The organism is Salmonirosea aquatica (assembly GCF_009296315.1).
Taxonomy (GTDB): domain Bacteria; phylum Bacteroidota; class Bacteroidia; order Cytophagales; family Spirosomataceae; genus Salmonirosea; species Salmonirosea aquatica.
Genome location: NZ_WHLY01000002.1, coordinates 732,139 through 753,209, shown reverse-complemented (window position 1 = coordinate 753,209; position 21,071 = coordinate 732,139). Strand labels below are relative to the sequence as shown.

Annotated in this window: 17 protein-coding genes; 7 read left to right on the top strand and 10 right to left on the bottom strand. The window is 50.4% G+C overall.

Annotated elements, in window-relative coordinates; translation table 11 throughout:
* Positions 1-58 precede the first annotated feature (58 nt).
* The gene (locus GBK04_RS04140) at positions 59-784 is read right to left on the bottom strand and encodes an SAM-dependent methyltransferase (RefSeq protein WP_152757097.1); all 726 of its coding nucleotides are present in this window, start codon (positions 782-784) and stop codon (positions 59-61) included.
* 66 nt (positions 785-850) lie between these two features.
* Here GBK04_RS04140 and GBK04_RS04135 point away from each other — a divergent pair, with 66 nt between their 5' ends.
* Positions 851-2,305 (top strand): sulfatase, encoded by a 1,455-nt coding sequence (locus GBK04_RS04135; protein WP_152757095.1) that lies wholly within the window; start codon positions 851-853, stop codon positions 2,303-2,305.
* Between the two features lie 18 nt (positions 2,306-2,323).
* On the opposite strand, the gene GBK04_RS04130 is transcribed toward GBK04_RS04135, so the two are convergent.
* Both GBK04_RS04130 and selD read right to left on the bottom strand, forming a co-directional pair.
* Entirely contained in the window at positions 2,324-3,100 is a 777-nt protein-coding gene (locus GBK04_RS04130) for an alpha/beta fold hydrolase (RefSeq protein WP_152757093.1), read from the bottom strand.
* A 48-nt stretch (positions 3,101-3,148) separates the two neighbouring features.
* Positions 3,149-4,243 (bottom strand): selenide, water dikinase SelD, encoded by a 1,095-nt coding sequence (gene selD / locus GBK04_RS04125; RefSeq protein ID WP_152757091.1) that lies wholly within the window; start codon positions 4,241-4,243, stop codon positions 3,149-3,151.
* Positions 4,244-4,690: 447 nt separating this feature from the next.
* Between selD and GBK04_RS04120 the strand changes: the two genes are divergently transcribed.
* Positions 4,691-8,041: a TonB-dependent receptor gene (locus tag GBK04_RS04120; RefSeq protein ID WP_152757089.1), complete on the top strand. Its 3,351-nt coding sequence runs from the start codon at positions 4,691-4,693 to the stop codon at positions 8,039-8,041.
* Positions 8,042-8,122: 81 nt separating this feature from the next.
* On the opposite strand, the gene GBK04_RS04115 is transcribed toward GBK04_RS04120, so the two are convergent.
* On the bottom strand, positions 8,123-9,043 hold the full coding sequence (locus GBK04_RS04115) for a patatin-like phospholipase family protein (RefSeq protein ID WP_152757087.1): 921 nt from the start codon (positions 9,041-9,043) through the stop codon (positions 8,123-8,125).
* A gap of 473 nt (positions 9,044-9,516) precedes the next feature.
* On the opposite strand from GBK04_RS04115, the gene GBK04_RS04110 reads away from it, so the two are divergent.
* Positions 9,517-10,491: a polyprenyl synthetase family protein gene (locus tag GBK04_RS04110; RefSeq protein ID WP_152757085.1), complete on the top strand. Its 975-nt coding sequence runs from the start codon at positions 9,517-9,519 to the stop codon at positions 10,489-10,491.
* Positions 10,492-10,549: 58 nt separating this feature from the next.
* On the opposite strand, the gene GBK04_RS04105 is transcribed toward GBK04_RS04110, so the two are convergent.
* A complete protein-coding gene (locus GBK04_RS04105) occupies positions 10,550-11,302 on the bottom strand; it encodes a fatty acid desaturase (RefSeq protein WP_373330701.1) in 753 nt (250 codons plus the stop codon).
* A 136-nt stretch (positions 11,303-11,438) separates the two neighbouring features.
* Between GBK04_RS04105 and pafA the strand changes: the two genes are divergently transcribed.
* Entirely contained in the window at positions 11,439-13,097 is a 1,659-nt protein-coding gene (gene pafA, locus GBK04_RS04100) for an alkaline phosphatase PafA (protein WP_152757083.1), read from the top strand.
* A gap of 92 nt (positions 13,098-13,189) precedes the next feature.
* Here pafA and GBK04_RS04095 read toward each other — a convergent pair whose 3' ends face one another.
* The 3 genes from GBK04_RS04095 to GBK04_RS04085 form a co-directional block, all read right to left on the bottom strand.
* Positions 13,190-13,627, bottom strand: coding sequence for an NfeD family protein (locus GBK04_RS04095; RefSeq protein WP_152757081.1), 438 nt, complete (start codon positions 13,625-13,627; stop codon positions 13,190-13,192).
* Positions 13,628-13,707: 80 nt separating this feature from the next.
* Positions 13,708-14,625, bottom strand: coding sequence for an SPFH domain-containing protein (locus tag GBK04_RS04090; protein ID WP_152757079.1), 918 nt, complete (start codon positions 14,623-14,625; stop codon positions 13,708-13,710).
* A 209-nt stretch (positions 14,626-14,834) separates the two neighbouring features.
* The gene (locus tag GBK04_RS04085) at positions 14,835-15,977 is read right to left on the bottom strand and encodes an acyl-CoA dehydrogenase family protein (RefSeq protein WP_152757077.1); all 1,143 of its coding nucleotides are present in this window, start codon (positions 15,975-15,977) and stop codon (positions 14,835-14,837) included.
* 292 nt (positions 15,978-16,269) lie between these two features.
* Here GBK04_RS04085 and GBK04_RS04080 point away from each other — a divergent pair, with 292 nt between their 5' ends.
* The 3 genes from GBK04_RS04080 to GBK04_RS04070 all read left to right on the top strand — a co-directional run bounded on the left by GBK04_RS04080 (position 16,270) and on the right by GBK04_RS04070 (position 19,577).
* Entirely contained in the window at positions 16,270-17,613 is a 1,344-nt protein-coding gene (locus tag GBK04_RS04080; RefSeq protein WP_152757075.1) for a UDP-glucose dehydrogenase family protein, read from the top strand.
* Between the two features lie 92 nt (positions 17,614-17,705).
* Positions 17,706-18,695: a UDP-glucuronic acid decarboxylase family protein gene (locus GBK04_RS04075; RefSeq protein ID WP_152757073.1), complete on the top strand. Its 990-nt coding sequence runs from the start codon at positions 17,706-17,708 to the stop codon at positions 18,693-18,695.
* Positions 18,696-18,977: 282 nt separating this feature from the next.
* Positions 18,978-19,577: a DUF4136 domain-containing protein gene (locus GBK04_RS04070; protein WP_152757071.1), complete on the top strand. Its 600-nt coding sequence runs from the start codon at positions 18,978-18,980 to the stop codon at positions 19,575-19,577.
* Positions 19,578-19,658: 81 nt separating this feature from the next.
* Here the strand turns inward: GBK04_RS04070 and frr are convergent, their stop codons facing one another.
* Together frr and pyrH are read right to left on the bottom strand one after the other, a co-directional pair.
* Positions 19,659-20,219 (bottom strand): ribosome recycling factor, encoded by a 561-nt coding sequence (frr, locus tag GBK04_RS04065; protein WP_152757069.1) that lies wholly within the window; start codon positions 20,217-20,219, stop codon positions 19,659-19,661.
* A 76-nt stretch (positions 20,220-20,295) separates the two neighbouring features.
* Entirely contained in the window at positions 20,296-21,024 is a 729-nt protein-coding gene (gene pyrH, locus GBK04_RS04060; protein WP_152757067.1) for a UMP kinase, read from the bottom strand.
* Positions 21,025-21,071: the final 47 nt, after the last annotated feature.

Genomic DNA, 21,071 nt, shown 5'->3' with positions numbered 1-21,071 from the left:
ATGCAAAAAAAATCCCGCTTTGGGCGGGACTCAGATTGAAAGAAGCGCGTAGTCGTCATCATCCCAGCAGAAATATCGTCGGTTGTTTGTGCAGGTCGATCTTCTGGGTTTTCCATTGCCGGATGGTCTGCGTCCTGATGTACTCCTGGGGCGAGGTGAGGTTGCTGGCCACGCACAGCAGCGTGTCGGGCTGGCATGCTTCAAGGATTGTCTCCATCATGTGATTGTTGCGAAAAGGCGTTTCCATGAAAATCTGCGTTTGCCCAAATTCGCGCATTTCTCTTTCCAAAAACACGATGGCCTTCCGGCGGGGGGCCTGATCGATGGGAAGGTACCCGTGGAAAGCGAACGATTGCCCGCTCAGTCCCGAGGCCATCAGCGCCAGCAGTACCGACGACGGCCCCACCAGAGGTACCACCTTCATCCCCACCTGGTGCGCCAGCCGCACGGCCACCGCGCCGGGATCGGCCACACCAGGGCAACCGGCCTCCGAAAGTACACCGATGTCTTTTCCGGCGGGTAGCCTGCGAAGTTGCGCGGCGGTTTCGGCTTCGGGTGTTTTTTTATTGAGCTCATAAAAAGTCATTTCTTCGATCACCCGGCCTAGCCGCAGGCTGCTTATAAACCGACGGGCCGTACGGAGTTCTTCGGCGAAAAAATAGTCGAGGGTACCCAGTACGTCCGCCACTTGCGGGCTGAGCACCTGCTGTGAGGTACCTTCAGCTAGGACGGTGGGAATGAGGAAGAGGGTGGAAGGGGAGACTTTTGGAATTATTTCAGACATTTTAGGATCAATAATGAGGATTTTTTGTACAAAAGAACCTCTTTTATTCAAAAATCGATACCTAAAATGAATTTTACCAAGAGTCTGCTACGCTTTTCCTTGCTACTGGTGCCGCTGATTTTATTGGTGGCAATGGGCCATCCTACGCCAGGTACCTTTCCCCAAGCTTCTCCGCCCAACGTCCTGCTCATCTTCGTAGACGACCTGGGCTGGGCGGACCTGAGTAGCTATGGGAGTAAATATTACGAAACGCCCAATTTGGATAAAATGGCCGTCGAAGGCCTTAAATTTACGGATGCTTACGCGGCAGCAGCCATCTGCTCACCTTCGCGCTCGGCCTTGATGACGGGCAAGTACCCTGCCCGCACGGGCATCACGGATTGGATCCGGGCGAGTTTTCAGAACGCTTCGGCGGAATATGATGGCAAGAATAAAAAGGAATACGAGCGCGACCTGACCCAAAAACTCAAGGTACCCCCCATTCCTTTCGAATTGCTGTTGTCGGAAAAGACGACCGCCGAGTACCTGAAAGAACAGGGGTACTTTACGGCTTTCATTGGCAAATGGCATTTGGGCCTGGAACCTTACTATCCCGACAAGCAGGGCTTCGACGTCAACATCGGCGGCTGCGATTTCGGTCAGCCACCTTCCTACTTTGATCCGTACGCCAATGCCTCGGTCAAAGGGATTCCTACCCTACCTGCCCGCAAAACGGGCGAGTACCTCACCGACCGCGAAGGCGACGAGGTGATTAAGCTGATCCGGAGCCATAAAAACGGACCTTTCTTCATCAACTATGCGCCCTACGCGGTGCATACGCCGCTCGGTGGCAAGCCTGAGCTGATCGCGAAATATAAGGCTAAGCCTTCATCGAACGGACAAAAGAATCCGGTGTATGCGGCCATGATCCAAAGTCTGGACGAAAACGTGGGCCGCATCGTGGCCGAACTAAAAGCCCAGAATCTGCTGGACAACACCCTGGTTATTTTCACTTCCGATAACGGTGGACTAATGGGAAGCGAACAAAATCCGATCACGTCCAACCCACCCTTCCGTAGTGGCAAAGGTTTTCCGTACGAAGGGGGTACCCGCGTACCGATGATCGCTTATTGGCCGGGACAAATTGCCCCGCGAGTGTCAGCAAGTCCGGTTATCACGATGGATATTTTCAACACCATTCTGGAGGTAGCAGGTACCCAACCGGACCGGTCCATTCCGAATGATGGCGTGAGTTTGCTCAGTCACATGAAATCGGGAAAGCCACTACCCACGCGCGATTTGTTCTGGCATTTTCCCCACTACCGTTATGAGGAAGTAACGCCGTATAGTATAGTGCGTAGCGGTTACTGGAAGCTGATTCATAACTATGAGGATGATTCCGACGAATTGTATAACCTCAAAGACGACATCGCCGAAACCCGCAACGTGGCCGCCCGACTTCCGAAGAAACGGCAGGAGTTACGCGGAAAATTGGATGGATTTCTGGAACGGACAGGCGCTAAGGTACCCCGTGAACGCTGACAAAATCATAAAATGCTGTCAGCGTTGGAGCGTCAGAAACTTTATCAGTTCCTCCACAAAGAGTTTCGGTTGCTCGGCGTGCACCCAATGGCCGGATTTGGGGATGGTCACGAGTTGCGCCTGGGAAAACATGTCCTCAACGGCTGGCCAGTCTTCGTCTTTAAGGTACCCCGAAAGCGCACCGCGCATGAATAGGGTGGGTTCGGTCACGGTACGAAGCTTGGGTGTTTCGGCACCTACATTGGCTTGTAATTCAGTGAGGACGGGTAAATTGAAACGCCAATCGAAAGCTCCAGCATCGGTGCGGTACAGGTTTTTGAGTAGAAATTGCCGTACGCCCAGGTTAGGTTCAAAAGCGCTGAAAAGTTTATCCGCCTGTTGACGATCTTCTATCTCATCTAAGGATAAAGCGTTAAGGCCTTCGATCAACTCCTGATGATGCGGTGGGTAGGCTTTGGGGCCAATATCGATGATGACCAGTTTGTCAAAGGTACCTGGGTACTGCTCGGCGTATTGCATCACTGTTTTTCCACCCATAGAATGGCCAATCAGGATAGGATTGTCAAGTGCATGATCCTGAATGAATTCGGCCAGGTCCGCCGCCATCGCTTCATACGTGAACTCATCGGCATGAGGAGAGCGCCCGTGGTTGCGCTGATCTACCAGATATACTGTATAGCCAGCGTCAGCGATGGATTTGCTAACGGTAGCCCAGTTATCCAGCGAGCCAAAAAAACCGTGCAGAATCACCATGGGCTGGCCTTTTTCTCCTACTTTCTTATAATTCAGTTTCATTGGTGTTTATAAAAATATGAAACATAGCCTTCTCGGAGGATCCCTGGCTCAAGCGAAACTGGAAAATTGCATTTCCTCTGCAAAATATACCACCCTTTGTCCAGGCTTCACCAGTCTCCCAATCGGTTCGGCCTCGATGTTGAAAGTGCGCAGGATATTTTCTACATCATGTTGGCCCTCGGGCGAAACGGCGATGAGCAGACCACCGCTTGTTTGGGGATCAGCCAGGATGTAGCGTTGGGTTTCGGTGAGGTCGGCTACCTTGTGGCCGTAGCTCTGCCAGTTGCGCACCGTACCGCCGGGAAAAGATTTTTGGGCCAGGTACTCTTCAATGAAAGGCAACTTGGGTACCTTGTCAAAATCGATGACCGCACTCAGACCGCTACCCTGTGCCATCTCGATGAGGTGTCCCAGCAGACCGAAACCCGTCACGTCGGTCAGGGCTTTGACTGATTCCAGTGCGCCCAATGCTACCCCTACTTTATTGAGTTGCCTCATTTGGTCGGGTGCCAGGTGAGCGTGCTCCTCGCGCAGCAAACCTTTCTTTTGGGCAGTCGTCAAAATCCCCACGCCAAGCTTTTTGGTCAGATATAAAAGGTTGCCTTCGATAGCGGTGTCATTGCGCTTGAGATGCTGTACCGCCACGCGGCCCGTTACGGCCAGGCCGAAAATCGGTTCGGGGCTGTCGATGCTATGGCCACCCGCCAGCGGAATTCCCGCTTCGGCACAAATAGCCCGGCTGCCTTCAATCACTCGTCCGGCTATTTCGGGAGCCAGCTTATCGATAGGCCAACCCAGAATAGCGATGGCCATAAGCGGCTGCCCACCCATAGCATATACGTCGGAAATGGCATTGGCCGAGGCGATCCGGCCAAAATCATAGGCATCGTCCACTATAGGCATGAAAAAATCGGTGGTACTGATGATGGCGTCGCCATTACCGAGATCCATGACCGCAGCGTCGTCGCGGGAATGATTGCCTACGAGCAAAGTAGCCGTATCAAAGGGAGGTATACCGGCAAAGGCGGCGGACGAATCGTTGCCGTGCAGGATTTGATCCAGGATTTGCGGGGATATTTTGCAACCACAACCTGCGCCGTGGCTATACTGGGTCAGGAGTACAGAATCTGAGAGTATGTTCATGGAAAAAATAATGAGTGATGACTGTGAAGGAATCAGAAATATTTCTCAGGCATGGTACGGATGGTACTTTATGGGTACGCTAAAGGTAGTGGATTGCCTATGACCTACCCTGAGAAATATTCCAGTATCAGAAAACCATTCGGCAAAATCGAATTTTGCCGGATTAAAAAACTCTTTTCAAAACCTTTTTTACCCCAAAAAGTTCAGTTACTGAAATATCCGGGGCTCCCGGTTAGTTAACAATATCTTAATATTAGTAATATTGAAGAATTGAGATAGAAAAATGCATTATTTCAATAAATCAAAGAGTTACGCCAATAAGTATAGTATTTTAGTAGGAAATCATGCATTGCTTGTGAACAAAAATTAGGCTTATTTTGCGGCCAGATTATTGTAGTAAATAATGGAATGCAACAACAAACATCTCTAACCAAATCCCAATTCCAAATGAACAGAAAAGGTTTACTTTTCAAAGCAGTGTTTAGCGCGCTGTTCGCGTTCGTCCTTACTTTCCTGGGAGCCCAGGTGCAGGCTCAAGTAACATCCTCGTCCATTACCGGGCGGGTGTCCGACAACAAAGGCGAAGGATTGCCGGGAGCTACGGTAGTGGCGACCCACTTACCTTCGGGTTCGCAGTATGGTACCGTCACTAATGAATCAGGGCGGTATACACTTCCTTCGGTGCGGGTAGGTGGTCCCTACAAGGTTACGGTAAGCTACGTAGGCTATTCGGAGCAATTCAAAGAAAACATTTTTGCCAACCTAGGAACCGCAGCGGATGTGAGTTTCGACATGCTGGAGGAAGGTACCCAACTCAGCGAAGTGACAATTTCGACGAACCGAACGGATATTTTTAGCTCGGATCGAACAGGTGCTGCGGCTTCGTTTGGAAGGGAGGCTATCAACACAATTCCGACCATTGGTCGTTCCATAAGCGACATCACCAAATACAATGCATATGGCAACGGGCAGTCGTTCGCAGGGCAGGATGCTCGGTTTAATAACATTACGATTGACGGTGCTGTCTTTAATAACGGCTTCGGCCTGGGAAGTTCCGCCCAGGCGGGGGGGCGTACGGGTACATCGGCCGTATCACTTGACGCTCTTGATCAGGTTCAGGTTAACGTGGCCCCTTTTGATGTGCGCCAATCGGGCTTTACAGGGGCGGGTATCAACGCTGTGACACGATCAGGAACAAATGAAATTTCTGGATCAGCTTATACACTTTTCCGGAACAACAGCATGGTGGGAAAGAAAGCAAACGGTGTCGAAATTACTCCCAAACCTAATGTGAATGAGACTACCTATGGATTCCGAGTGGGTGGGCCACTTATCAAGAACAAGCTTTTTTTCTTTGTAAACGCCGAGCAGTTTACCAGCAGTACGCCAGCACTCAACTGGTCGCTGAACCGCCCGGGTGCAACAGGTAACGTATCGCGGGTAACAGAGGCCGATATGCAGGACCTCAGCCAATTCCTATTGACTAATTTTAATCGGGATTTGGGAGCGTTGGATGGTTTTAACAATGAAGTAAAAAGTACAAAAGGCTTGATCCGGTTGGATTACAATATCAACAACAACCATAAACTATCGGTCAGGTATTCGCATCATGATTCGGAATCGGGTTCAATCATCAGCAACAGTAACAGTAGCAACACCGCGGGTAATGGCAACCGCACCAACCGGGTAGAGGCTATTTCACCCGAAAATACCGGCTACATCATTGCGGATAACACACGCTCAATAGCAGCGGAGTTAACTTCCAACTTTGGCGGTAAGTTTGCCAACGATCTGATCCTCACTTACAACAAGCAGATCGAAGACCGTACCTATAAGACGGATATATTCCCGACGGTGGACATCCTGAAAGACGGCAGCACTTACACTTCCATTGGCTTTGATCCTTTTACACCCAATAACAAGCTGAACTATTCGACCTTTAACATCACGAATAATTTCAGCTATTTTGCCGGGAACCATACCTTTACGGTAGGAGGGGTATATGAACATTTCACTTCAAACAACGTATTCTTTCCCACCTCGAACGGATCGTATGTTTATAACTCGATTGCTGACTTCAAAACAGCCGCCTTGGCTTTCATCAACAATCCTAACGCCACGGTTTCACCGGTTCCGGTAGCTCGCTATAACCTACGTTATTCCCTGCTTCCCGGCGGAGGAGAGCCTTTGCAAACTCTAAAACGCGACCTGTACAGCGCTTATATGCAAGATGAGTTGCAGGTCAATCCGAATTTTAAAATCACAGCGGGTCTGCGCGCTGATGTATTCGCCTATGACAATTCTACGGCAGAAGACTTCAATAACCCTATAGTAGCAGGTTTGACTTTTCGGGACGAAGATGGAAATCCTTACAAAGTGAGTACCGGTACTTTTCCCAAATCCCGCTTTTTGATTTCACCCCGGATCGGATTCAATCTTGATGTGTCGGGTGATAAAGTCACTCAGATTCGCGGAGGAAGTGGTTTCTTCGTATCCCGAATTCCGGAGGTTCTGGTTTCCAATCAGTTAGGTAACAATGGGGTCAATACTGCTGTTATCAATGTGACCAACACGACGGCTTATCCCTTCTCGCTGGATCCCAGCCGTTTTGTGCCCGCCACGGGACCCGATATTTCCAAGTTGCCTCCTTACGTAATCAACGCCTCCGATTCTGATCTGAAGTACCCGCAAATCTGGAAAACGGATATCGCCGTTGATCAGAAGTTGGGATGGGGCCTGATTGGAACGGTCGAATTCATTTACAATAAAACATTGAATGGACTACGCTACATCGATGCTAACCTGAAAGCTCCCGATCGCGTGTTCTCAGGCCCCGACGATCGCCCTCGTTTTCCTGGCTCGGGTGTAGCCAGTAGTGCATTAGCAGCAGCACGTTTCTATAACCCCGCTATTTCTAACGTATTTGTATTGAAGAACACCGACAAGGGTAATTCGTACATTGCTACTGTCAAGCTGGAGAAACCAGCTACCAATGGATTTGGCGGATTTGTGTCTTACACGTATGGGGAAGCGAAAGACATTGCTTTTGTAGGTAGCACGGTACAGGCCAACGTTCCCTCGGTGGTGGGCCAGAACTACCTGCCCCTGACCTATTCAGACAACGACCTGCGCCACCGCATTGTGGGCGTACTGAACTACCGCATCAACTACGGTGGCAAAATCGGAGGCTCCACCACTTTTACCTTGGCCGGGGTATCCAACAGCGGAAGCAAGATTTCCTATACGCTTAACCAGGATTTGAACGGCGATGGTCAAACGACCAATGATCTTATCTATGTGCCTAATACTGCCTCCGAGCTGACGTTCGCTCCGTTGACAGTAGGAACGGGTTCTGCCGCTAAAACCTTCTCTCCCGAGCAGCAACAGGCCGCTTTCGATGCTTACATCAATGGTAATGATTATCTGAAAACCCGTCGTGGACAGTACGCGGAGCGCAATGGCGGTTCTTTCCCCTGGTTGACCCGATTCGACTTTACGGTCATTCAGGAATTTTATGTAGCGGTTGGCGCCAAAGGCAAGAAAAACGTAATTCAGCTGCGTGCCGATATCCTGAATGTCGGCAACCTGCTCAATGACAAATACGGAACAGGCCAGCAGGCCACTACCTTTAACCCGCTGGCTCTGGCAAGTGTTAGCGCTGCGGGTGTACCTTCATACCGATTAGCTACTCAGGTGGTTGACAGGGAGACGGTATTGCTTAAAGATTCATTTGTTCCTAGTGTATCAGTTAATAATGTGTGGCAGGCGCAGGTAGGTCTTCGCTACATTTTCAACTAAACTGAATATATTTAAAGAAGCTTGAAACCACGAAAAAGCCCGCACCAAATGGTGCGGGCTTTTTCATGGAAAATCTAATTTTCAGGGCTTGGAAGCGGTCTCTCTGGATCGTTTCAACGCATCGAGGCCAATCCGGTACCCATCCAGAATCAAACGCGTAATATCGTCGGATGAGAAACCCTGCAAGTCGAGCAGCAGCGGCTCTTCGGGCCGGATGATGGTGAGTTTGATCGGATCACCACGCAAAACAGAGCGCTCGGCGTACCCTTCAGCCCACTCGATGTCATTGTTGACGATCTGATTGACCGTTACATCTTTCACGCGCTCGATGAGGCTAATCAGGTTACGGGAATTGAAATTTTCGCGGGTGTAGAGTTGTTTGGCGTGGCAGGCGATCAACACGATTTCACGGGCACCGTCCCGGATGGCTTCGTGGATGGGGGCCACCACACGCAGGCCTCCATCAAGGTACTTGTCGTTACGGCTGCCGATGGGCACGGCAGGCATTAGCATGGGCAGCGACGAACTGGCCCGGACGTAATCCATGAAATATTCGTCATCGGGCGAGGCAAATTTAATATTGCCGTTGGTGATATTGACCGCTCCTACCTTGATTTTGACGGGGCTGGTGCGCAGCATGTAGGCATCGGTGTGACGGCGGATGAGGTTGTGAAGAGGTGATGGGTCGAGTAGCCCGTCGAAGCGACTCATCAGAGTGTTGAATCCCAGCGAAACCCGGGAGCGCAGAAGCGCCACATCCTGAGGCTGTGTAATATGCTTGATCCAGAAGGCCATCAATTCCCGGCCCGCGAGGGGCCAGTTGACCCGGCCATTTTCCAAATCCTGTTTCCCGGCTTCATTAACCAGATAAGTGGCGTTTAGGGCACCTACCGATACTCCGTAAATCATGTCCGGCTCGAAACCGTCTTCTAACACCGCTTTAGCGGCTCCTACCTGAAAGGCACCTTTCATAGAACCTCCTCCAAATACTAATGCTCTCATAGATTGACGGTTGGCACTGGCCGTAAATAATCGGCTAATCGGTTTAGCTGAATTCAGCGATATTCCCGGCTACAGCCTGTGCTTTTGGTTTGTATAGGTTCGTCCCGATGGCCACGGCCCGGCAGGTACTTTGTTTCTTTTTCTCTACTTTGGCTGACGACATTCGGTTCGTGTGGAACGGCTAGATAACAAAATCATTGTCTATTTTCAACTTTCCCCGCCTGATCAGATAAACATTTTGCCCGGCAAATAGGTATAAACAAAAGAATTTATGGCAATTTTGGGCTTGTAAAGTCACCAATCACTCACCCATTTTTTAACGATCGGCCCATTTATAAACAATCGAACTTCTTTGAAGGTGAAGTGCCACTGCCCGGTAAGTGTAAGAAATTTCCACCTGGCAATAGTACCCGATTCTCCCTTTTGGAACTTCCCAATGCCAATAGCTAGTCGCTATTAGCAGTCAGCTATTTATGTCACTTTCCATCCAAGCTATCCAGGTACCCATCCAAGACGAAATGAAGGCGTTCGAACCGAAGTTTCGGGCTTTCATGAAAAGTGACGTCCGGTTGCTGGATCAGATCATGAATTATATCGTGCGCCGGAAAGGTAAACAGCTCAGGCCGATGTTTGTCTTTTTATCGGCGGGCGTGTGCGGCACCATTGCCGAAGCCACCTACCGGGGTGCCTCGCTGATCGAGCTGCTCCACACGGCTACGCTCGTGCACGACGATGTGGTGGACGACTCCAACTACCGCCGCGGTTTTTTCTCAGTCAATGCCCTTTGGAAAAACAAAATCGCCGTGCTCGTGGGTGATTATCTGCTCTCGCGCGGACTACTGCTGTCGGTGGATAATCAGGATTACGAACTACTGAAAATCGTTTCCACCGCCGTGCGTGAATTGAGCGAAGGCGAATTGCTGCAAATTGAAAAAGCCCGGCGGTTGGACATCAGCGAAGAAGTATACTACGAGATAATTCGCCAAAAAACCGCCTCGCTCATTGCCTCCTGCTGCGCGGTTGGGGCAAGTTCGGTGTGCAGCGATGCCGAAACCGTCCGCCGGATGCACGCTTTTGGTGAGAAAGTGGGCATTGCCTTTCAGATCAAAGACGATCTTTTCGACTACGGCGATGCTGAAGTAGGCAAGCCGCTTGGGATCGATATCAAAGAAAAGAAAATGACCTTGCCGCTGATTTATGCTCTCAATCAGGCACCGTGGCTGGAAAAGCGAAAAATCATCAACATCGTCCGCAACGAAAGCCATAAGCCCCGCAAGGTGTCAGAAGTGATCGCCTACGTTAAAAGCTCCGGGGGAATCGAGTACGCGCAGCGGGTGATGCATAGTTATGTGGAAGAAGCCCGACTGTTGCTTCAGTCGTTTCCCGAATCGGTATACCGCACCTCACTGGAACAACTCGTTCAGTTCACCATCGAGCGGACGAAATAAGTTCCTGAAGGGAAGTACCTCAGGGCAGCAGAATGTCCCAAAAACTTAAAACTTTCGACTAGGAGCTACGAACTCGGTAAGTTGCTTCCCGCGCTTTGGGTAGCCGCCACCAGGGTAGGTAGGGGTAGGCGTGATGCTCGAGATGGTAGCCAAAAAAGTAGCAGGTCATAAACGCCCAGGCGTGGTTGAGTACCTGACTGCGGGCATTATGGGGCGGATTATGGTGTTCGCCACGGTGGGGTAGATAGGTGCCGAAAAAGAAAAGCTGGAATGTACTCAAAATGGCCGGAATCATCCAGAAAACCACCAGATTTTCCCAGGGAAATGCCAGTTTCAGCAGGTTATAGGTGATCGCCATGAACAGGATCTGTTTCCAGGAAATATACTCCTTCAGGAAGCTGTAATACCACATGAAGAAATTGGCGTTCCCTTCGTGAAAATCGGGATCATCGAAGGTACCCGAATGCTGGTGGTGCAGATGGTGCTTTCGAAAAAGGGTCTTATAATTGTTAAATGCAAACAAGGTAGCTGATAACCACCCGATGGCCTGGTTTAGTTTGGGTTGTTGGGGAGCTACGACGCCATGAATGGCATCATGAGCCGTGATGAACACACCCGTGTACAAGTGCATTTGGACCAACACGAAAAGATATACGAGCGGATCAGTAAATGACAGGGGGTAGTTAAGCAGAAAGGCCAGCGATCCGAACCACAGCGACAGCACGACGACTGCCGCCCAGATACCCTTATTACCAATGGGAGTGGGCTTCATACGGGGTAGGGGGAGCACGGGGCCATTTTCGATGAGCATAGAGATCTTGTCTTATACTAGGGACAAAACGGTTGGTGGAGCAAAATGGTTTGGGAGAAATCCAAATGGGGGTAGGTTGAGAAATATCTTTTAACTTTACCGCCCTCATGAATTCCTTTTTAGACTCCTGTATCCTATGCAATTTTTTGACAACCGACCCTACCGATTGCTCATCGTTTTCTTAGCCCTGAGTTTTAGTACCTTCGCTCAACCTTCTCCCAAAAAAACGCCCCCTCTCGCCCGCCCCAAGCTTGTGGTAGGTATCGTAGTGGACCAGATGCGGTACGACTATCTGTACCGCTTTTATGATAAATACGGAGAGGGTGGACTGAAACGATTGATGAATGAAGGCTTCAACTGCCGTAACAACCATTACAGCTACGCGCTGACAGTTACGGCGGCAGGGCATTCGGCAGTGTATACTGGTTCGGTGCCGGCTATCAACGGTATTATAGGCAACGATTGGTTCGATCCCATTGCGGGCAAAGGAGTATATTGCGCCGAGGACACTACCGTCACGACCGTAGGAAGCACCAATGCCAGTGCCGGGAAAATGTCCCCCCGCAACCTGCTGACCAGCACGATCACCGATCAATTGCAATTGGGTACCAATTTCCGTTCCAAGACGGTGGGTATTGCCATCAAAGACCGGGGAGCCATTCTGCCCGCCGGACACACGGCTACGGGAGCTTACTGGTTTGATTCCAAAACGGGCAATTGGATCACCAGCACCTTTTATACCAATGAATTACCCAAATGGGCGCAGGAGGTGAATGACCAAAAGCTACCCGCTAAGTACCTGAAAGACGGCTGGAAAACCTTGCTACCCATCGAACAGTACGTGGAAAGTACCCCGGACGATCGTCCTTACGAAAACAAACTGGCCGGCAACCAGACTTCGGCGTTCCCATACGATCTGGCGGGCCGGGCGGGCGATGCGTTTGGGATCATCGCTTCCACACCCTTTGGCAACACGATGACCAAGGATATGGCGATCGCCGCCATCAAAGGTGAGAACATGGGTAAAGGCCAGCAGACCGATTTTCTGGCCGTAAGCTTTTCTTCTCCCGACTACGTGGGGCATGCTTTCGGTCCCAATTCCGTTGAAGTTGAGGATGTGTACCTGCGGCTGGATCGCGAGTTTGCGGAGCTGTTTACTTTTCTGGACAGTTGGACGGGAAAGGGCAACTACACCGTATTTCTCACGGCCGATCATGGCGTAACCGACGTTCCTGCTTTCTGGAACGAGCATCGCCTGAATGCCGGTGTGCTCAACAACGGCACCATCAAGAATAATGTAAACAATGCCCTGGAAGAGGCATTCGGAAAAGGCGACTACATCCGGGCCAGTGAGAATTATCAGATGTACCTGAACCATGCGACCCTGAAGCAGAAAAAAATTAAGGTGCAGGAAGTGTTCGAGGTGGTGCGCGAAGCATTGCTACCCGTACCGGGCGTGGCCGACGTGATCAATCTGGCCGAGCTGGGTAAAAGTTCACTTAACAGCTATCAACTGGAACTTTACAAAAACCTTATCAATGCTAAACGGAGTGGCGATTTGCAGATTGTGATGCAGCCAGGCTGGTTTTCGGGCAGTACCCGAGGTACTACCCACGGTTCACCCTACAATGGCGATACCCATGTACCCCTACTATTTTACGGCTGGGGGATTCCCAAAGGCGAAACGCTGCGCCGCACGGCCATCCCGGACATTGCTCCCACCATCGCCGCCCTGCTGCATCTGTTGCCACCCAACGGCACGGTAGGAAATCCCATACCGGAAGCGTTGAAATAAAAGGAGGATAAAAAGGTGAAGGGCTAATGGAGAATGGGATTCTATGAATACCTTTTCCCATTAGCCCTTCACCTTTTTATCCCAAAGAGAGTCTACGTTTCTTCAACGATCAATTTGATTCCGTCCGTAGCCCGGATGATGACCTTGCTACCGGCTTCTATAATGGAATTCGTGGCCGAAAGGGCAATCCATTCGGCACCCCGGTAATAAATTTTTCCCTCGCCTGTGGCGGGTATATCCTTGATGACCATGGCAGTTTCGCCCGCATATTCACTATATTCCGTGTGCTTTCCCCGGTTTTCGAGCAGTCTGCGGGCCTGATTTCTCAGAAGGACCAGCGAAAGCACAGAAATTAGCGAAAACGCAAACAACTGGGTGTTTAGATCAGGAAGCAGTCCAATGCTGGCCAGTAAGGCGGTAATTAAAGCGCCGGCGGCAAAAAACACAAATACCAGTACGACGCTAACCAACTCGGCCACCAGCATGAGCAGTCCGACAATGAGCCATATTTGGGGCAGGGTTAATTCCATGAGTACACTTGGTAAAAAAATCAAATAAATAGACCATTGGAAGCCTCGATAAAGGCCCCATGTCTATCATCAACAATCCATTACTTCGACTTGGGTAGGTCCGATTTGACAACCGTCATGGCCGCTGCAATCAGCGAACCCATATCAGCAAAGTTGGCAGGCAAAATAAGCGTATTGTTTGTTTTGGCCAGTTTTCCAAACTGTTCTACCAGATTATCAGCCACCCGGAGTTGGACTGCTTCCATGCCACCCTGGTTTTGAATGGAAGCCGCCACGAGGCGGATACTCTCGGCGGTTGCCTCAGCTACGGAAAGAATCGCTGAAGCTTCGCCTTGCGCCTCATTGATCTGCCGCTCCCGAATCCCTTCTGATTCCAGAACAACCTTCTGCTTCTGACCTTCGGCTACATTAATGGCGGCCTGCTTCTCTCCGTCCGATTGCAGAATCACCGCCCGGCGCTCCCGTTCGGCCTGCATCTGTTTTTCCATGGCCATCAGCACACTTTGCGGTGGGGTAATATTTTTGATTTCGTAACGTAATACCTTCACTCCCCAACCCGTAGCAGCTTCATCGATAGCTTCGACTACCGCCCGGTTAATCGTCATACGCTCCTCAAAGGTCTTGTCAAGGGCCAGTTTGCCAATCTCACTCCGCATGGTCGTTTGGGCTAACTGGGTTACGGCAAAGGTATAGTTGGAAATGCCATAGGCGGCTTTCTTGGCATCGATCACCTGAATAAAAATGACCCCATCCATGCGCACCTGTACGTTATCGTTGGTGATGCATATCTGCTCGGGAATATCAATGGCCGACTCTTTCAGGGTATACTTGTAGGCGACGCGATCAAAAAAGGGAATGATGAAATTGATGCCGGGTTGCAGCACGGCGTAAAACTTCCCGAGCCGTTCGACGACATAAGCAGATTGCTGGGGTACTACTTTGACGGCCATTAGAATAGCCAGCACCACCAGCACAAGAAGTACTATTAAGGCGATCATATCGGAGGTTGATTTAAGGGTACGCCACGAATGTAGGAAGTGCGCAGCAGGTCCGCAATACTTGTCGGATGAACGCCCCCCGGTCGGGGGCTATCGGCGGAAGGGCGTTATAAGTGGTGAGGTAAAAAATAGGCTGTTCTTTTGGAGGGATGAGTGGTACCCCTTTCCAGAGAACAGCCTGTTACGTCCGGTAGACTTTTAAGGGGTACCTATCCCCGCAATATTTCCCGCGAAATGACTAGTTTCTGGATTTCGCTGGTACCTTCCCCGATGGTGCACAACTTGCTGTCGCGGTAGAATTTCTCGACGGGGTAGTCTTTCGTGAACCCGTAGCCTCCAAACACCTGCACAGCCTCATTGGAAACCCGCACGGCAGTTTCGGATGCGTGGTACTTGGCTACCGAACTCGCCAGGCTTACTTTTTCCCCCCGGTCCTTCATGTCGGCGGCATTGTAGGTGAGCATGGTGGAGGCCTGGATGTCGGTGTACATATCGGCCAGCTTGAAAGCGATGCCCTGGAAGCGGGAAATGGATTGGCCGAACTGCTTGCGTTCTTTGGCATAGTCGCGGGCGGCTTCGTAAGCCCCCAGCGCCGTACCTACGCTCAAAGCGGCGATAGATATACGTCCACCGTCCAGAATCTTAAGCGATTGTATGAATCCTTCACCTACCTCGCCCAGCCGTTGCTCGTCGGAGATCCGGCAATCCTGAAAAATAAGTTCGGCGGTTTCGGAAGCCCGCATTCCAAGCTTATCCTCCTTCCGCCCAGCCGAAAAGCCGGGGGTACCTTTCTCGATTACGAAGGCAGTGGCTCCGTGCTTATCGCCCGGTTCACCAGTGCGGGCGATTACCACGGCCACGTCGCCACTCTTGCCATGGGTGATAAAATTCTTGGAACCGTTCAGAATCCATTCGGTACCCTCTTTCACTGCTACAGTACGCATGTTGCCCGCATCCGATCCCGTGTTAGGCTCGGTGAGTCCCCACGCACCAAGCCACTGGCCCGACGCTAGTTTGGGTAGGTAGGTGCCTTTCTGATTTTCAGTACCAAACATTAAAATATGATTGGTGCACAGGGAGTTATGGGCTGCCATCGAAAGGCCGATGGAGGGGTCTACCCGGGAAATTCCAATCAGAGCGGCCACGTACTCACGGTAGCCGAGGCCTGAACCACCGTACTGTGGTGGTACCAGAATACCCATAAGGCCGAGTTCGCCCATCTGATGCATGACATCGACGGGAAAATGTTGGGCTTCATCCCATTCCCGGATATAAGGACGGATGTTCCGCTCCGCAAAGTCGCGGACGGTCTGTTCGATAAGGGCCTGGTTTTCGGCGGTTTCGGTAAGCATAGGTCTTTATTGAATTGATGAAGTGTTGGCAGAGGCAATATACTAGATAAACGAGTGGGGCTCATTTCATGGTATTATCCCGCCGGCTTGTGACAAGTTAAGTGAATTTTCCACATTTTTCTCCTTTTCGCCCATTTTTGGTATGAGATTTCAGGAGTACAGTTACTAAATTATGTGAGGTGGGCCATTTGATTCTTGGAAAAAGTGCTATTTTTGGGCTGCTTTCCCGATAAAACACTAGGAAAGTACAATTCAGGAATCAATCGTTACACAATCTTACCCATCCAAGCACATGAAAATCGCAGTTGTAGGTACCGGGTACGTCGGACTCGTGACAGGTACTTGTTTTGCCGAAACCGGAAATCAGGTCATTTGCGTCGACATCGACGAGAACAAAATCCAGCGGCTCACCAAGGGCCAGATCCCCATTTATGAGCCGGGGCTCGACGTGCTGTTCGATCGCAACGTGGCCGAGGGCCGTCTGAAATTTACGACCAACCTGGCCGAAGGGATCAAGGAGGCGCAGATTATCTTTCTGGCCCTACCCACCCCGCCGGGCGAAGACGGCTCCGCCGATCTGAAATATATTCTTAAGGTAGCCGATGATTTGGGTCCCCTGCTGGAACACTATGCCGTCATTGTGGACAAGAGCACCGTACCCGTGGGCACAGCCGAAAAAGTGCATGCGGTCATTGCCAAGAATGCGAAAGTCGAGTTCGACGTCGTGTCCAATCCCGAATTTCTGCGCGAAGGAGTGGCCGTGGAGGACTTCATGAAACCCGATCGCGTGGTGGTAGGTACTACCTCAGAGAAGGCCCGCAAAACCATGGAAAAACTGTACGCGCCCCTGGTGCGGCAGGGTAACCCGGTGATTTTCATGGACGAGCGCTCGGCCGAAATGAGCAAATACGCGGCCAATTCGTTTCTGGCCATGAAGATTACCTTCATGAACGAAATCGCGAATCTGTGCGAGAAGGTAGGTGCCAACGTGGACGACATCCGCCGCGGCATCGGTACCGACAGCCGCATTGGCAAGCGTTTCCTGTTTGCCGGCATTGGATACGGGGGAAGCTGCTTTCCCAAAGACGTGCAGGCCCTGGCCAAGACTTCGCGTGACTTCGCCTATGATTTCCGGATCCTGAACTCGGTCATGGCGGTCAACGAGGATCAGAAAAAGCGGCTCATTCCGCTGCTGATGGATTATTTTGAGGGAGACTTGAAGGGGAAAACCATTGCCGTATGGGGCCTGGCCTTCAAGCCCTACACCGACGACATCCGGGAGGCTCCGGCCCTGGAAAACATAAAGGTACTCCTAGAGGCAGGCGCCAAGGTGACAGTCTACGACCCCGAGGCCATGGACAATGTGAAGCGCGTACTGGGTGACCAGCTCACCTACTGCCATACACCCTATGCCGCGCTCGACGATGCCGACGGCCTTATGATTTTTACAGAATGGCCGCAGTTCCGCACGCCGGACTTCGAAAAAATGAACAAACTGTTGAAAAACAAGGTCGTGTTCGACGGGCGTAATCTGTACGAACTGGACCTGATGCGCGAAATGGGGTATACCTATTACAGCATTGGCCGGGAAGCGGTGATGAGTGGACAGCTGGCGGTGGACGATACCGCCCTCTGAACTCTGTAGCATTGAACAGAAGGGTCTGAGGCTTTGCTCATTCCCATCAAAAGTTACTTTTAATTCTCAATTTTTCATTTTTAACTAGTTAAATGAAGCGTACCCTCATCACCGGAGCCGCGGGATTTTTAGGCTCACACCTGTGCGACCGATTCGTAAAGGAAGGACACCACGTAATCGCGATGGACAATCTCATTACGGGCGATATGCGTAACATCGAACACCTGATGCCGCATCCGAATTTCGAGTTCTACCACCACGACGTTACGAAGTTCGTGCATGTGCCCGGCGATCTGCACTATATTCTGCATTTTGCCTCGCCCGCCAGCCCGATTGATTACCTGAAGATACCCATCCAAACGCTCAAGGTAGGAGCCATGGGTACGCATAATTTGCTGGGCCTGGCCCGGGTCAAAAATGCCCGGTTTATTATCGCTTCTACATCGGAGGTGTACGGTGATCCACTGGTACATCCCCAAACTGAGGAGTACTGGGGGCACGTAAACCCTATTGGGCCGCGTGGCTGTTACGATGAAGCCAAACGCTATCAGGAGGCAATCACAATGGCCTACCACCGCTATCATGGCCTGGAAACGCGCATTGTACGCATCTTTAATACCTACGGTCCTCGGATGCGCTTGAACGACGGTCGGGTACTGCCCGCTTTCATTGGGCAGGCACTGCGGGGCGAAGACCTGACGATATTTGGTGATGGCTCGCAGACACGCTCATTCTGCTACGTGGCTGATCTGGTGGAAGGTATTTATCGACTCTTATTGAGCGACTATCCCTATCCTGTCAATATTGGAAACCCGTCCGAGATTACTATCAAGGAATTCGCAGAGGAAATCATCAAATTGACCGGAACGAACCAGAAAGTGATTTATAAAGAACTTCCGCAGGATGACCCCAAGCAACGACAGCCTGACATCACGAAAGCGAAAGAAATTCTGGGTTGGGAACCAAAGGTACTACGGGAAGAAGGATTACGGATTACCTACGATTATTTCAAAAGTTTGCCCGAAGAACGATTGTATGAAGATTCCAACCACCGGGCTTTTGACGATTACAAGAAGGATTGATTGCGTAGCAACGTACATGGAAAAGAGCTTCCCGACTGGGAAGCTCTTTTTGTTTGTCATAAAAGTCTATCATTGAAAAATACCTCATTGTCGGTGTGGAGTAGCTGAAACACCTCCTGTTACAGAAACTCCGCATATACGTCATCGAAAAGTAAGTAAGAGCTTGTGGGAGGGGTCGGAATAGTTTTTTTGGTTTAATAAGTGAAATTATAAGCTTGGTAATGAATGAGTTATTTATTTTTCAAGCACTTACATCTATTTTAAAAGAAAACTTAATATATCATGAAACCACTAAAAAAAACATTACTGATCCTGTTAGCCTTTGTAACGACACCGCTTCTGGCTCAACGCTACACCGTGACTTCTGACCGGGATATGTCGGCACCCTTTGACAACTACAAAAGCTATAGCTGGGCGAAACACGTAACCACAACGAATAGTCTGGCGTATGCACTTAATGACGCAATCATAAAGAGTAAGATACAAGACGCAGTCGCCCACGAAATGAAATCCCGTAACTTCACAATGAATCAGTCGAATCCGGATGTGCTGGTAAACTACCGGGTATTCGACAAGCCGGTGAGTGTGAAAGATGCCGATGGATATTTCCATGACGCCAAGTACTGGGGAACGGACGAAGTAAGAAATAATGCCTTGGGGACGCTTCCTATTTCAAGTTCTACGTATGACAATGACAACGAGTACTATTTCGACAAAGGAACTGTCATGGTACAAATCGTAGATGCTAAGAAGGGCGTAGTGGTGTGGCAGGGATACGCCAGCGGATTGACCGATGGCAATTCCTTTGACCGTGATCCCGATCACATTGCACAGGCCGTAAGGCTTATTTTTGACAAGTATGATCTGGCGCTTAATCAGTAATCACACTGTAAAAGTATAAAAGCAGACAGGCTCTCCCGCTTTGGGAGAGCCTGTCTGCTTTTATAGGTCAAAAAAGTGTTACTACACTTCCATGATATCTTTTTCCTTGGCATCAAATATTTTATCTACCCGGTTCGTGTGCTCGTCGGTAAGTTTTTGAACGCGTTCTTCCCCGATTTTGACCATATCCTCAGACACCCCTTCCTTGGTCAATTTCCGAATGGAGTTATTGGCATCCTGACGTACGTTCCGGATATTCACCTTGGCCGTTTCGACTTCCTGCTTAGCGCGCTTCACCAAATCTTGACGGCGCTCTTCGGTAAGAGGGGGTACCGAAAGCCGGATCGTCTCGCCGTCGTTATTTGGCGAAAGACCGATATTGCTATTTCGGATGGCCTTCTCAATTTCACCGATCATTCGCTTCTCAAAGGGACGGATCGCCAGTGTACGGGTATCCGGTGTGTTTACGGAGGCCACGTTTTGTAAAGGCGACATTGAGCCGTAATAATCTATTTGGATTCCTTCGAGCATCTGGGGGGAGGCCCTACCCGCGCGGATTTTACCTAGCTCAATGATCAGGTGCTTAATGGCGCCGTCCATAGTTTCTGCGGCGGATTCCAGATAAATTTCTATTTCTTCCATTGATTAATTGTGATTGAGTGAGTACATGGATGACGGAATGTCAAGAAATGAAAGTACGACATGCATGCATTCAAATTTAACTCTCATTCGAAACCAGCGTCCCGACAGAATCGTCGCCCATAACCAGGTTGTACAGGTTGCCGGGCTTGTTCATATCAAAGACGATGATGGGTAGGTTATTTTCCTTGCATAGGGCAAAGGCCGTGAGATCCATGATTTTGAGATTCTTGGCCAGGGCTTCATCAAACGAAAGATGCGCGTACTTCACCGCCGATGCGTCCTTTTCGGGGTCAGCGGTATAGACACCATCCACCCGGGTACCTTTCAATACTACTTCCGCCTCCGACTCGATGGCTCGCAGACTGGCGGTGGTATCGGTGGTGAAATAGGGGTTACCCGTACCAGCGCCAAAAATCACGATGCGTTTCTTCTCGAGGTGACGAATGGCCCGGCGACGAATCAGGGGTTCACATACCTGTTCCATCTTGATCGCCGACATCAGCCGCGTGTACATACCATGCTTTTCGAGGGCACTCTGTACTGCCATGCCGTTGATCACGGTAGCCAGCATTCCCATGTGGTCACCCTGAACCCGATCGATCCCGGATTTCTCAACGGATGCTCCCCGGAAAATATTGCCGCCGCCAATGACGATCGCAATTTCGACCCCCACATCGTATACCCGGCGGATCTCCCGGGCGTATTCATCGAGTACATTAAAGTCTATTACCTGGTTTTTATCGCCTCCGTTGAGGGCTTCGCCGCTGAGTTTGAGTAAAATGCGCTTATACTTGGGCTGGGGCATGGGGGTGTTTTTGGCTATGAATCCGTAAAAATAAGAAGGCTGGGGTC